Origin of the sequence: Shewanella sp. SM71 (assembly GCF_025653905.1) — a bacterium.
Classification (GTDB): domain Bacteria; phylum Pseudomonadota; class Gammaproteobacteria; order Enterobacterales; family Shewanellaceae; genus Shewanella; species Shewanella oncorhynchi.
In genome coordinates this window covers 1-13,320 of the sequence record NZ_JAKKRW010000016.1, presented here as the reverse complement: position 1 = coordinate 13,320, position 13,320 = coordinate 1, and the positions used below count along the sequence as shown (strand labels likewise).

Here is a 13,320-nt window from a genome sequence, read left to right as displayed (position 1 = left end):
AAAATTTTAAAGATATGATTATTAGGCTGTAAGCATTTTAAAATAAAGCATGTTCAATTCAGTGGCAACATGCTTTGAACTCGCTATTAGCGGCGGCTTATAGCGGCATTTTCAACATAATATAATAAGAGGGAATGTTATTTTGAAGTCATTAACTGGCCGCGATATTTATTAAAGAGACACTTTAAATAAGTTTAACACTGCAATTAACGACTCTTTGCAACTATTTACGTATAAGTCATGGCAGCGCTTTAGAGTAAACAGCAAAGGGGTTAAGAGGTTTAGCACGGCGCCTCAATCGTTAAATTTATTTTTATACTCTTTATAAATAAACCGTCTCAATTAAAGCCTGAAATAAAAAATTGAGCCCAACTATCGAAACCGATTTGCGGCGCGGGTTCGGATAGTAACCTTCACTTTGGAGTTTATATCTATGAGTAAAGAAAAAAACAAAAAACCGCCAATGAAAACCTTAAAAGAGAAGCGTCAAGATAAACGGAACCGCCAAAAGGCTTCCGACTAACTTATCTAACTCTGTAAAAAACCTTAAATCCTCTCTTTAAATAGGCCGAAAATAGGGTGTTAATACTTTAGCACCCTATCTTATTTCACAGTTTCCCCACAATATTTTTAGTGCATCATCTAGCGCGACTTTCACATAGGATCTCATTATCTCGCCTTTATTAAGCCTTACTCCATCAGTCACTCAATCACAATCGGCGGCGATACTGCTCAGGTGAGCACTGAGCATATTTTTTAAACATCACGATATAAGGCGAAGTTTGGTTATAGCCGAGCGTCAATGCCACCTCTTTGATTGCAAGTCCCTGACGTAATAGTTGTAAGGAATAGATAAACTTATGCCTTTGTCTTAGCTCAGTAAAACTCATCCCCAGAACTTCTTGGCAACGACGAGCTAAAGTACGCTCTGTGGTATGTAATTCACTCGCCCAAGATTTAAAGGTTTTCGAACTCGCAGGGTCGGCTTCAAGTGCCAACAACAACGGCTGTAACAGTTTATCTGAAACGGTGGGCAGAAATTGCGGTAGAGCTTTACCCAAGGTCAGCTGATCGAGCAAAACCTCAACCAGTCGCTTATCCGCCGCAGTTTCTGCCACAGTGACTTGCCGCTCCCGCAGATCGTTAACGATCGATTGGGCAATGGATGTTACGGCTAAAAGACAGGTCTCTATGGGAAAAGCCGCAGCCCGGTCGGCAACTATATTCATCGAGCAATAATGAATACTGCGCCGAGTGTAACTTTCATGTTCTATCCCCGCAGGAACCCAAATCGCATATTGTGACGGCGATAAAAACCGTTGCCCTGCAGCATGTAACTCCATAATTCCACCGCTGATTAACTGCAGTTGCCCCCAAACATGTTGATGTTTTGGCGTTACCGTATTTGGCAGGAAAGCTTCATAGTTGAAGAAGATATCTGCAGCAGGCTCTTGCTCTGCCGTGAGCGGATGGTAAACCGTGCGCATTTTGATGCCCTCAAAGCTATGGTGGTCCAAAAACTCAAACGAAATCGCTAACCCAGATTACGCTTGTCCGTAGAGGAACTGACCTTGTCTGATAAGCGATATTTATATCATAACCGACCATGGATAATAGCCGCTAATCTATTATCTGGATGCTTAAGTGATAAGCCATAAGCTAAGGCCAGTCACTTTAGCCAGTACCTAAAGGCAAGACCATGCTGTATTTGTTTCCCCTGTTGGCCGTATTAATTTGGGCAGGCAATTCGATAGTCAACAAGCTCTCATTTGGGATTATCGATCCTGAAGCCATAGCATTTTACCGTTGGTTTTTCGCTATGTTATTGTTAACCCCCTTTGTCGCAAGTCGCGTCTGGCAAAAACGCCAAGTGATACTACCTTTGTTACCTAAGTTCGCTACTTTGGCTTTGTTAGGTATGGTACTAAACCAAAGTCTGGCCTATTTTGCGGCGGCAACCACCACGGCAACAAATATGGCATTAATCACCTCTCTCGTGCCTATGATCAGTCTGTTTTTAGCCGTGCCATTACTCAAGCAAAAATTATCACCGTTAGCCTTTGGTGGCACCTTAATCTCGCTATTTGGATTGATTTTTATGCTCAGTCACGGCGATATGATGAACCTTGCCATCGGCGTGACCCAAGGTGATTTACTGTTGCTCTTTAGCGCCTTTGTGTATGCGCTCTATGGCGTATTACTGAAACGCTGGCAACTACCACTACCGACTTGGGAATCGGTTTATATTCAAGGACTCATAGCCGTATTCATGCTGACACCACTGCTGTTTACAAGTCCCAGCATAGCGATCAGTGCCCAATCAGCACCACTGATACTTTACGCTGCTATCGCTGCCTCACTTTTAGCGCCGTGGGCTTGGATCAATGGCATAAGCAAACTCGGCGCCGATCGCACCTGCGTATTCTTTAATTTAATGCCTATTATTGCGGCGATACTGGCGGCCATCATCCTAGATGAAACCTTAGCCATTTATCATTATATTGGCGGTTCTATGGTCATTATTGGCGTCATGCTAGTGCAGATAAAACCTAAGCCTAAAGTCATCCCTACCCTAGCTTGTCCTGAATAATCCAAAGTAATGCGTCAACGCCTTGGTAATAGTGACCAAGGCGGTTTCGCTTATTTCAATGCGTACAAAATCCCATCGCAATCTGCTGCACGCAAAGGCAATTCTATAAATAACGGCTAAGCTATTTATTAAGTTATTAATGGAGATCGTCCTATGTTTAACAGTATTCGCGTTAAGTTTTCACTGATGTTTGCCATTATGGCGACAGCCCTCATTGTCATGGCAGTCACCGATGCTATGCAAAGCCGTGCTACTGTGAAACAGATGCAGGAATTTAGTCAGTTATTTAATCCCGCAATTTCGGCAATTCTCAATGCAGATCGCGACCTTTATCAAGCGCAGCTAAGTGAAGAAGTGTTATTGAGGGAAGAATTATCTGCCGATAATCGCAAGAGTGAGATTGATAACTGGCAAGAGAATGTCGATCAAGCCCGTGACAGAATGGGCGAATTTAAAAAAATCCTTACAGATCACCTGCAAGTACTGCAATCAACTAATGGCTTTGAGGCGCAGTTTTCTCTCTGGTATCAAGCCTCATCAGAGGTCATTAATGCCGTCAAAAGTAATGATTTTGAACGCGCGAAACAACTCCACGAAACCAAATCCAAGCAAGAATTTAAGGCATTAAGAGATATCTACAATGCCGCGGGCGAAGCCGCCGATAACAGAGTAAAAGAGCTAGATTTACAAGCAACGGAACAGGCAACCACCCAAACCCAAATATCCTTAACGATAGCAAGCTTAGTCGCCATTGTGGCGCTGTTGATTGCCTACTTCGGCCCTAAAATCATAGTCAATGCAATTGAAGATATCACTAGCAGGATCAATGACATTGTCGATGGTGACGGTAACTTAACCCAAAGGATCCCTATCACACGTCAGGATGAAATCGGCGAGCTCGCCCATGCATTTAACTTATTTGTAGAGCAGCTACAGCAAATGGTCATCTCGATTATTGGTCAAACTAAAGATGTGAGCCAAACCGTTGAAAGCCTTGCAACTAAGTCAGCTACCACAATCAACATCAGCCATGAACAAGAGCAGTTTGTCGATACTATTGTCACAGCAGTAAATGAAATGAGTGCAGCCGTAAGAGAAGTCGCCAGTAACGCTCTTCATACTGCCACCGAAATCACTAAGGTGAATGACCAAACAGTAGAGGGTAAGAATATCCTCGCCCAGTCCGTTAATCATATTCAGCAACTGTCTGAATCAGTTAAAAATGCAGTGACAGTTATTGAAAAACTTTCAGTCAATTCTGCCAATATTGCCTCAGTGCTTGATGTGATCCGCTCAATCGCTGAGCAAACTAACCTCCTTGCCCTTAACGCGGCCATTGAAGCGGCGCGCGCTGGCGAACAGGGCCGTGGCTTTGCCGTAGTTGCCGATGAAGTACGTACACTGGCGAGTCGTACCGAAACCTCAACCCAAGATATTCAGCGCATGATTGAAGAGTTGCAACGCGGAGTAAATGATGCGGTTAAAAGCATTGAATCGGGAGCTAGCCTGACCACATCAACCGTGACCCTCGCCAGCCAGACCCAAGATGCATTAGATGAAATTCTAAACTCCACCTCTAAGGTCAGTGAGATGTCCACTCAAACGGCGACTGCGACCGAAGAGCAAACCCATGTGACCGAAGAAATTAATCGTAACTTGACCGAATTATCCGATAAAACAAGATACTGCAACTTAGTCATTCAAGAGACTCAGCAAATCGTCGTCAACACTAAGGCTATTTGCAGCAATCTACAAAAAGAAGTGGCGCGATTTAAAGTCGCTTAAGATAAATGACTAACGATAAATGGTTAGCGATAAGCTATTGAAACGAAAAGAGTGCCCAATGTAGGCACTCTTTTTAATGGAAATAATACCAAGCAAAGCTTGAAGACAATAAAAGCCCACAACCGTATGCAAGTTGTAAATAACGGTAACGAAACCCAAGTTGTATCGATTCACCCGTTAAAGTGCGAATAACAGTACTAACTGCTTAATGTTAACTCACAGTAATGATTGAATTTCTAATTCAATCATCTGCAAAAGCTGTAAAACAGCCAAAAGATACATCAATCAAAACTGACTAATTGACCACCCAAGTGAGTAATTTTTTCAGCGGCCAAGTCGGGATTAAGATAGCCTGCGACTTTCGTTAACGCATCGGCGCGCCAAGCAAAAGAGGCTCTCACACTAACAATACGCTCGCTTTCAGCATCGACGTTCGTATCGGCAACATTGCCAGTTGGCAGTAATAGTGCAGGGTAATCATGACTTAAGGTTTGTGAGACCCTTGAGCTAGCGAGCGCCATATTGCTAACGCAGAGCTTTTGGTTCGCTCCTAATGGACCGCGGCACACTACATTTAAAGATGCACTGCCAAAAACTTTTAAATCGCCACCCGCATTGACCCAACCTCCGCTCACGCCAGCGCGACGCAGCTCACTCACTGCCATATCAACCGCATAACCTTTAGCTATACCATCTAAGGTTAAAATTAGCGGTCTAGCTAATCGCGCTTGATTACCTTTTATTTCAATATCTTGCCAGTCACCTTGCAATAACAATGGCATACCAAGGTAAGCAGGCAAAGCGCCGCGAGACATCATTTCGCCGCCAACGGTACAATTGAATAAGTTGTTGCTCGCCTTACCCAGCCCCTTAGCCAACTTGAGCACTCGTAAACTATCTTGGCTTAACGTTACCCATATTCCCGGCTGCCGATTTAACTGATTTAACTCGCTGTCCTGTTGATGGAAGCTCAGCAACCGCCCAATATGGGTCACACGCGAAAAAGCCGCGCTAATAGCCGCTTCCAATGCTTTATCTTTAAGTTGTACCTCACCGCTTTGATTTGGCAGTGACTCGGCAGCGATTTCCACCAGCGTTCCGAGTAATGGCTTAGCGCGACGTATCATGATAATACCCACTGTGGTAGGAAGATTTGAGGGATCAGCAATAAACGCTTCATCCAGTTAAATTTAAACAAAGCACTAAGAGTAATTAACATAATTTGTGCGGATTCTATTAAAGTCTCTACTTCAATACAAATTGTTGCCATTAGTTTTTATGGGGATTTTAGATGCTTGAAACTGTTTTACATTTAAAAACAATAGATTGCTTATTAAGGTTTTATTAAAGTTATTTGACTTATCATTGCTATCACAACGCTGCACAAGCGAACTAAGTCAATACGTCCCCAAATGAGCCCTATTGATTAATGCCACTCATCATTTACGCTATTTATGCTGTCTTACCCACCAACAACTCAAACTAAATGGAGCAATAAATAGCCGGCTTACTCCATCACACCAGTCATCCGCTTAAATTTTACGCTATTCCATTCAGTTGAAATACACGCTAAATCAGATATAAACCCTCTAACTCAATCTAAATGAAAACAGGTAAATTATTGATTAGTAATTAAAATAAAGACTAATTTTCATCTTATACAACCTATTAATAACCTAGCGATCACAACGGAAGTAAAAACATCTAGACGTCTAAATTGACAGGTTATCAGGGATCAAATATGCTTTGCCTCAAGTTGCTAGGATACGATGCCGAGGCAACACTGAATTTAAGCGAGTTTGACTGCCAAGGATCCTGCGGAAAAACCCTAAGCGAAAGAGAGATAACATTTGAGCAATCCAACAGCAGCACAGCACAGCCCGGCATCTTTTATTGCCCTGTTGCCATTATTTGTTTTCCTTGGTCTTTTCATTGGCGCGGGTGTGTATTTCCAAAGCCAAGGTGTCGACTTTGCCTTCTATCAATTACCCAGCGTTATCGCTATTTTACCTGCAATCATTCTGGCGTTGATTTTATCAAAACAGAAATTAAATCAATCGATTGATACCTTTATCGGCGGTATTGGTCACAGCAATATTATTGCTATGTGTTTAATTTACTTACTTGCAGGCGCCTTCGCTGCAGTCGCTAAAGCCACTGGCGGCGTCGATGCTACTGTTGCTCTTGGTTTATCGTTAATACCATCGAACCTGTTACTACCTGGTTTCTTCGTGATTGCCGCTTTTATCGCAACGGCCATGGGAACCTCTATGGGGACAATCGCGGCTGTCGCTCCCATCGCCCTAGGCGTAGCCGACCAAGCGCAAATCGACTATGCACTGATGGCGGGAGCCGTGATGTCTGGCGCCCTATTTGGTGACAACTTGTCGATTATTTCCGATACCACAATTGCAGCTACGCGCACCCAAGGCTGTGATATGAAAGATAAATTTCGTGAAAATTTGATTTTCGCTATCCCCGCATCACTGCTAACCTTAATCGCCTTTGTATTTGCCGGACAAGGCCAAGCAGAATTAGCAACGCAGAATATCGATCTTATTAAGGTCATTCCTTATCTGACCATTTTGATCTTAGCCGTGGCGGGTCTGAACGTATTTGTGGTCTTGACCTTAGGTATCTTATTAGCGGGCGCAACCGGCCTGTTTACTATGGATTACGGCGTGATCCAATTCGGTAAAGATATTTATGCTGGCTTTAGCAATATGCAGGAGATTTTCATTCTGTCTATGCTAGTGGGTGGTTTAGCCGCACTCATGCAGCAGCAAGGTGGTCTTGCCTTTGTGAGTAAACAGATTGAAAAGCTGATCACTCGTTTCTCTAAGGCGCAAGGTGAAGCTTCATGCCGTGCAGCTGAGCTAGGTATGGCAGGTATAGTCGCAGTGACTAACTCTTGTGTGGCTAACAACACGGTTTCTATCGTGGTGACGGGTGATATTGCAAAAGACTTAGCAGAGAAGCATGGCGTGAGTCCAAAACGTGCCGCCAGCATACTCGATATTTTCGCCTGTATTATCCAAGGTTTGATCCCGTATGGTGCACAGGCACTCTTGATTGCTTCGACCTTTAGCATCACGCCATTAGCAGCGGTATCACACGCTTGGTACTGTATGATTTTAGCCGTAGTGGCTGTTGCGATTGTAATTTTCCGCAAACGACACTAAATGATATTTGAGTCGCATGAGTAAAATCTAACGTTTATGACAAGGAACGCACTAGGCGTTCCTTGTCATTTTAAAGCCCTCTTTTGACGAAAAAGCATCAACTCGCTTGCCTTCATTAAACAATTCAGGCAAGTTACCGCATTCAATGTGGTCATATCCCATCAGCATATTTTTAGTCTCCATGAATCCTCTTTATCACCAAGAACCAAGTTATTACGATCTACATCGTCTTATTACATGGTTGATTGTAGGCGCAGCCTTTATTAGTGCTTCTGGAGTTTTAATTGCTATTTATGCTGAATATCAAAACATTGGAGTTCAAGTCTTACAAATACGAGCTGATTTTTTAGGTAACTATATCAACTCCCCCCTCGCTTATGTGTTTAATTTAAGCTTATTGGCTGCAGGGCTCTGCATACTCATTTCAATGACTGGGCTCTACTTACTAAAACTGGATACGTTCAGCCAATGCATCGCACTTACAGGTGCTTGGGTAGGAGTCTCTGTGATTTTGATGGGAATATTCCCCATTAATTTTTTGAGCATACACAGAATAGTTTCAACGAGTTATCTATTAAGCACCCTCATCTTACACAGCCTTGTGATTATAGCGGGGATAGTGCCTCGGTTTATTTGCCCAAAGCCACTGTTCTATTTAAGCCTGATCAGCTTTTGTAGTGCAGTGAGTTTAACCCTGCAATTAGATTGGACAATATTGGATTTCCCTCCCTGTGTGCCCCAAACACACTTTTGTACTGTTTCAGCCAATATGTGGCTCCAAACTAACTTGAGTATTATTTGGTGTTTAAGCCTAGCCTTTGCAATGCAGCGCCTATCAAAAATACTGTATCATCGCGCCCAAGAACGCCAAATACTTTAGGGTAATCCATGCGCTTAGCAAAATACCTCGCCCAGTGTGGCATAGGCTCACGCCGTGAAGCCTGCCGTTTGATTGAGGCTGGGCGCATCACACTCAATGGCGGTATCGCCCGCCACACAGATCCCATCTGTTTAGACGAGTCATTACACTGCCTCGACCGTATTGAGTTTGATGGCAAACCTATCACTAAAGCCGAAACGCTCGCCTATTGGGTATTTAACAAAGCTGTGGGCACAGATTGCCGTCTGCTTGAGCAGGATGAAACGAGCCTCATACACCTACTTCCCAAAGCACCAAGACTCTACCCCGTCGGCAGACTCGATAAGGACTCCCGCGGCCTACTGGTGTTAACTAACGATGGTGAGCTGACCCATAAACTCATGCACCCCAGTTTTGCCCACAGCAAAACCTACCATGTACGCCTCGATAGGCCATTCGCAGATGATTTTGTTGAGCAAATGGCAAGTGGAGTGCGTTATAAAGACCTGCAAACCCTGGCCTGCCAAGTCCACCGCCTCAGTTCGGACAGCTTTGAAATCGTGCTGACTCAGGGATTAAATCGACAAATTCGGCGTATGTCCAGCGCCTTAGGCTATAAGGTAATTGACTTACAGCGCGTCGCATTAATGACATTAACGCTAGAATCCTTAGCCGAAGGAGCGATGCGGCCACTCACCCCACAGGAAGTTGCAGTGCTTAAAGCCGCAGTGACAATTTAGAGAAAGACAAGTGGCGAATACACTCAAGCTACTAACCTCAATTTTAGACAAATGCCCGCGTGAACAATATCTTCCAATGAACTCCAATGAAGATAGAAACGCCTGAGATGACTCAGGCGTTTCTATAAAACGAAGCTCCCCTTTCAAGCTTATTAATATGAGCTACTTTTTATCGGAACGAAGTACTAACTCCACTCTGCGATTCAGTTTTTGTCCGGCGTCATTAGTATTGCTGGCGACAGGGCTATATTCCCCGTTACCGTGGGCGGTTAATTGGGCCGACGGAATTTGAAACCCGTCACTCAACTGCTTAATCACAGCTGCGGCGCGGCGCTCCGACAGGCTTTGATTGTAACTCCGCTCGCCCTTGTCATCGGTATGTCCAACCACATAGAAACTCAGTGTCGGATGCAGCTTAAGATAGCTTGCCAGCACCTCCAGTACAGGTTTGGACTCAGGCAACATGCGCTCACTGTCATAATCAAACAGCAATCCCTCCAACGTCGCCTTGCCAGTTTGGCTAATCGCATCGGTCAAAGCATTGAGGTCAATCGCCACTCGATCATCCTTCAGAGTAGAGAGTTCCATTACCCTGAGGGTAGTATCGGCAGGTGTGCCATCGAAATATCCTTGGGAATAGATATCGAAGTAAACATCGCCCTTTGCGTGACTAAGCTTAAACAGCTGATACTCCTGCCATTCGTCCTCTTTATCGTCCTTGATTAATTTGATGGCATTAATCAGGCTATCATCGTCGCCGCAAGCCGTGCCTTTGCAATGGAATACCCGCTCTGCTGCAAGCTTTTGTGCGGCTGCGGCATAATTGCTGTTAATTTCAAACAGGGAATAGCTTTCAGGCATCTGATAACTTATTTGGGTAAGCTTGGTGTCCAGCGATTTGGTTTGATAATTTGCGCCCGAGATCCCCACTAATACAGGCACTTGGGTAAAGTTAGTTTGTTTGTAACTTGTAATATAACTGCCGGGCATACGTCCCAGCAAAGGATGGTCTGTCGAGCCTTGAGCATCGTCACTACGCCTATCTTTAATCTCAATGTTCTTCGGCGCCTGCTGTAAAAAGTCACTATTCGCTTGGATTAAGTCCAGCGGCTCAGGGATAGCGTCGAGAATATCGACTTGCAGATAGGTATATCTGTCCTCGCGATTGACGACATAGATACTGGTGTAAACCTCACCGCGAGTACCTTTCAGTTTTGCCGCCACGTAAGCACTGTGATAGTCGGCATTCACTTCTCTAAGCGGCTTTAGTTGTCTTTGCATAGCTTGCCCGTCGCCGCAGGATGCTGCCGTGCAATTAAATAACACTTCGGCATTAAGCTTTTTTAGCTGTGCCAAATAGTTATTGATCACATGTTCAGGACTATACCCCTCGGGTAACTCAACGCTTTGTCGAGTCAATTTTCCTGATACAGGCAACAGAGTGAACTTGTCACCATTCCCTGCGGTGATAAGTTCAAAGGACGTAAAGTGGATGTGCTTTTCTTTAGGCGATTTGGCATCAGGAAAGGGAGTAAACAGCGATTCAGCATTCACCGCAAAAGTGGCGACACCGCAGGTCGCGGTCAAAAGTACAGCACTCAATAACGTCTTATGTCCCATAAAAAATCCTTTTCAGTGGGTAAATAGAAATTTAGCTCATAGCTTAAAAACATAAGCGCGAACGATATTACGATAAAATAAAAAATAATTCAGCCTAGATATTACTGCAAAGATTGAGACATATTTTCAGACTGCAGAAGCCACCGCCTTAGTTACATCACGATTAATAGCAGTATCATAATCAAAACCATCTATGACATATAAGCAGTTTAATAACCAAATCAAAATTATATTAGAGTGAGCAGAGTTATACCGTTAATTAGTAAGAAATCCTTCTTTCGTGTTATAGCCATCTGCAATACATCACCTTATAAAGGGAAATAATTTTTTTCCGAAAGCCTTATCTTTATATGTTGATGAAATTACAGATAGAAAATGTTTACTCATTCAGCAAACACGGGTGACGTTAACGGATACAAAGACGATGCCGAAAACGAGTCGTTAATAACAAAGAAATAATCAAACTAAGGCTATAGCTTTATTTGATTTTTTCCGTTTCTGGCTAGCTAAATTCATGCTCAAAGGACTTTGCAAAAATGCGATTCAGAATAATGTTATCTCACGTAAAACTTTTACTTTGTATATCGCTGCTCGGCGCTACACCTACTTCTATAGCGGAAGAAAAAGCGGTAACTGTGCAAAGTATCCTTGCTAATGCACCTAAACCCCATGAGGTTGAATTTGCTCGTAAAGGCGTAGCAGAAACAAGCATAGAGAATGCTTGGGAGCGGCCATGCCCATATAACAGTTCTCGCTTGCTCTTTGACGATTCGGGCGATATTGACTTAGACGAAATTCATCTCCGTTGTCGCCGCTGGCAAGACTGTAAGACGATGGGAGCTTCAGCGAGTCAGTTTACTGAAGGTTTTTTCAAGCACCATAAAACTGGGGAGGAAATTCCTCAGCAGTGGAAAAAAGATGGCGAAGACTTGGCCAAAAATGACGCAGAATTTGGTGGCGGTTCGGAGCACTCTTATAACTACGCCTTGAAGTTTGCTGAAGAAAACTGGCGCTTGTTTGAAGGGCGAAGTGCTAGTGAAGCTGACAAACTCGTTAAAAAGCAATTCTGGCAATGGTGCGCTGTCGAACCTTTGTCGATTTGGAAAAGTAAACTCGATGATTAGGATTGGCATGTATTTCAATTTCATATCAACAGTGACTAGGGTGTAAAAATGCGATTCAGAATAAGGTTATTTCAGACAAAATTTTTACTTTGTGTCTCGCTGTTCAGCGCAGCAGCTTTTTCCATTGCAGAGGAAAAATCCGGCTATGACTTGTTATTGGAGATGTTTCCTAAGCCTTATGAGATTGAACTGGCGCGCAAAGGTATAGCCGAAACCAATATCGATAAGGCTTGGGAACGAGCTTGCCCCTATCGAGAGCTAACAGGAACGACTGAGGCGGAGGACGAGTATTTCTTTCGCTGCAAACGTTGGGACGAGTGTGTGTCGGCAGGCAGTTCGGCCAGCGTTTACACAGAGGGGTTCTTCAGAAACCAGCAACTGGATCCCAATGCACAAGTACCGTGGGAGCACTACCGGGATGTTCTGTTGGAGGGGGTTGATTTAGAAAGGGTCACCGGTCACTTGAGACAGTATGCCCTGAAATCTGCAGAGGAAAATTGGCGCTTGTTTGAGGGGCGGGATGCTGCCGCGGCAAGTGACTTGGTTGAGAAGAAATTCTGGCAATGGTGCTCTGCCGAACCTTTGACTTTATGGAAGGCTGAGTATCAATAGCAGGCGTCCCCACACCCTAGCAACAAATTTAATGTGAATAAAGGCTGAGCATTCAAGCATCGCCGTCGGCTTTTCCATGCTCTCGATATCGGAAGAGTTCACGGCGGGGAGATAAAAAAGGACGGAGATAAAGGGATAAAGAGGACAGCCATATCTTTTGTGTTTTGTGCCCCTTCTACTAGGCTTTACATTATCTTGCTTTTGTTTGTGTGGAGCTTGTGATGACCTCAGCCAGAAGACAGTTAATTGATGCCAATACAACGCCTTTCTATCATGTGATAAATCGCTGTGTTAGAAGGGCTTTTTTGTGTGGTGAGGATAAACTCACTGGTCGCAGTTACGAGCATAGGCGCGGCTGGATTGTTGATAAAATCATTGAAATCGTGCTGACGCAAGGCTTAAATAGGCAAATTCGGCGTATGGCCAGCGCCTTACGCTATAAGGTTATTGTAGTGGTCAAGTAAAATTGGCCACGGTTTTAGAGTCATTCCAATATAAACGTTCTGACTCATTTGGCGTTAACCCACCATTATATTGATGGGGTCTGGTCTCACTGTAGTATCCAGTGATGTAATTTGTGATCTCTTTATCTGCTTCTGTAAAATTCCCATAACCATTGGCGGGTATCCACTCAGATTTCAAACTTCTAAAGAAACGCTCCATTGGTGCGTTATCCCAACAATTCCCGCGGCGACTCATACTTTGCTCAATCTGAAGACGCCATATTAATTGTCTGAATTTCAAGCTCGTGTAATGCGAACCTTGATCGCTGTGATATATCACATTCTCAGGCTTACCCCTTAACTCA

At 43.9% G+C, this 13,320-nt stretch carries 10 protein-coding genes and 1 pseudogene; 7 read left to right on the top strand and 4 right to left on the bottom strand.

The genetic code is table 11. The features are described from left to right. Positions 1 to 710: 710 nt before the first annotated feature. Positions 711 to 1,487, bottom strand: coding sequence for an AraC family transcriptional regulator (locus L5L97_RS15560; RefSeq protein ID WP_263141701.1), 777 nt, complete (start codon positions 1,485 to 1,487; stop codon positions 711 to 713). A 212-nt stretch (positions 1,488 to 1,699) separates the two neighbouring features. Here L5L97_RS15560 and L5L97_RS15555 point away from each other — a divergent pair, with 212 nt between their 5' ends. Together L5L97_RS15555 and L5L97_RS15550 are read left to right on the top strand one after the other, a co-directional pair. Further along, on the top strand, positions 1,700 to 2,590 hold the full coding sequence (locus L5L97_RS15555; protein ID WP_263182740.1) for a DMT family transporter: 891 nt from the start codon (positions 1,700 to 1,702) through the stop codon (positions 2,588 to 2,590). 153 nt (positions 2,591 to 2,743) lie between these two features. Continuing rightward, positions 2,744 to 4,375: a methyl-accepting chemotaxis protein gene (locus L5L97_RS15550; RefSeq protein ID WP_173496925.1), complete on the top strand. Its 1,632-nt coding sequence runs from the start codon at positions 2,744 to 2,746 to the stop codon at positions 4,373 to 4,375. A gap of 281 nt (positions 4,376 to 4,656) precedes the next feature. Here L5L97_RS15550 and L5L97_RS15545 read toward each other — a convergent pair whose 3' ends face one another. Further along, positions 4,657 to 5,502 carry an FAD:protein FMN transferase gene (locus L5L97_RS15545; protein ID WP_263182738.1) on the bottom strand — a complete coding sequence of 282 codons (846 nt, stop codon included), beginning with the start codon at positions 5,500 to 5,502 and terminating at the stop codon, positions 4,657 to 4,659. Positions 5,503 to 6,225: 723 nt separating this feature from the next. Between L5L97_RS15545 and L5L97_RS15540 the strand changes: the two genes are divergently transcribed. Together L5L97_RS15540 and L5L97_RS15535 are read left to right on the top strand one after the other, a co-directional pair. Next, entirely contained in the window at positions 6,226 to 7,557 is a 1,332-nt protein-coding gene (locus L5L97_RS15540) for a Na+/H+ antiporter NhaC family protein (RefSeq protein ID WP_105250033.1), read from the top strand. A gap of 888 nt (positions 7,558 to 8,445) precedes the next feature. After that, positions 8,446 to 9,156, top strand: a complete 711-nt coding sequence (locus L5L97_RS15535) for a 23S rRNA pseudouridine(2604) synthase RluF (protein ID WP_263182734.1) — start codon at positions 8,446 to 8,448, stop codon at positions 9,154 to 9,156. Between the two features lie 162 nt (positions 9,157 to 9,318). Here L5L97_RS15535 and L5L97_RS15530 read toward each other — a convergent pair whose 3' ends face one another. Further along, positions 9,319 to 10,776 carry an OmpA family protein gene (locus L5L97_RS15530; RefSeq protein WP_263182732.1) on the bottom strand — a complete coding sequence of 486 codons (1,458 nt, stop codon included), beginning with the start codon at positions 10,774 to 10,776 and terminating at the stop codon, positions 9,319 to 9,321. 536 nt (positions 10,777 to 11,312) lie between these two features. On the opposite strand from L5L97_RS15530, the gene L5L97_RS15525 reads away from it, so the two are divergent. The 3 genes and pseudogenes from L5L97_RS15525 to L5L97_RS15515 all read left to right on the top strand — a co-directional run. Then, positions 11,313 to 11,900 carry a hypothetical protein gene (locus L5L97_RS15525; protein ID WP_263182730.1) on the top strand — a complete coding sequence of 196 codons (588 nt, stop codon included), beginning with the start codon at positions 11,313 to 11,315 and terminating at the stop codon, positions 11,898 to 11,900. Positions 11,901 to 11,948: 48 nt separating this feature from the next. Continuing rightward, positions 11,949 to 12,512, top strand: a complete 564-nt coding sequence (locus tag L5L97_RS15520; RefSeq protein WP_263182729.1) for a hypothetical protein — start codon at positions 11,949 to 11,951, stop codon at positions 12,510 to 12,512. A gap of 221 nt (positions 12,513 to 12,733) precedes the next feature. Continuing rightward, positions 12,734 to 12,886, top strand: a pseudogene (locus tag L5L97_RS15515) (alpha-amylase family glycosyl hydrolase); the annotation flags it as partial. Positions 12,887 to 12,968: 82 nt separating this feature from the next. On the opposite strand, the gene L5L97_RS15510 reads toward L5L97_RS15515, so the two are convergent. Continuing rightward, the coding region (locus L5L97_RS15510; RefSeq protein ID WP_263187172.1) for an integrase core domain-containing protein at positions 12,969 to 13,320 on the bottom strand (352 nt) is incomplete at its 5' end.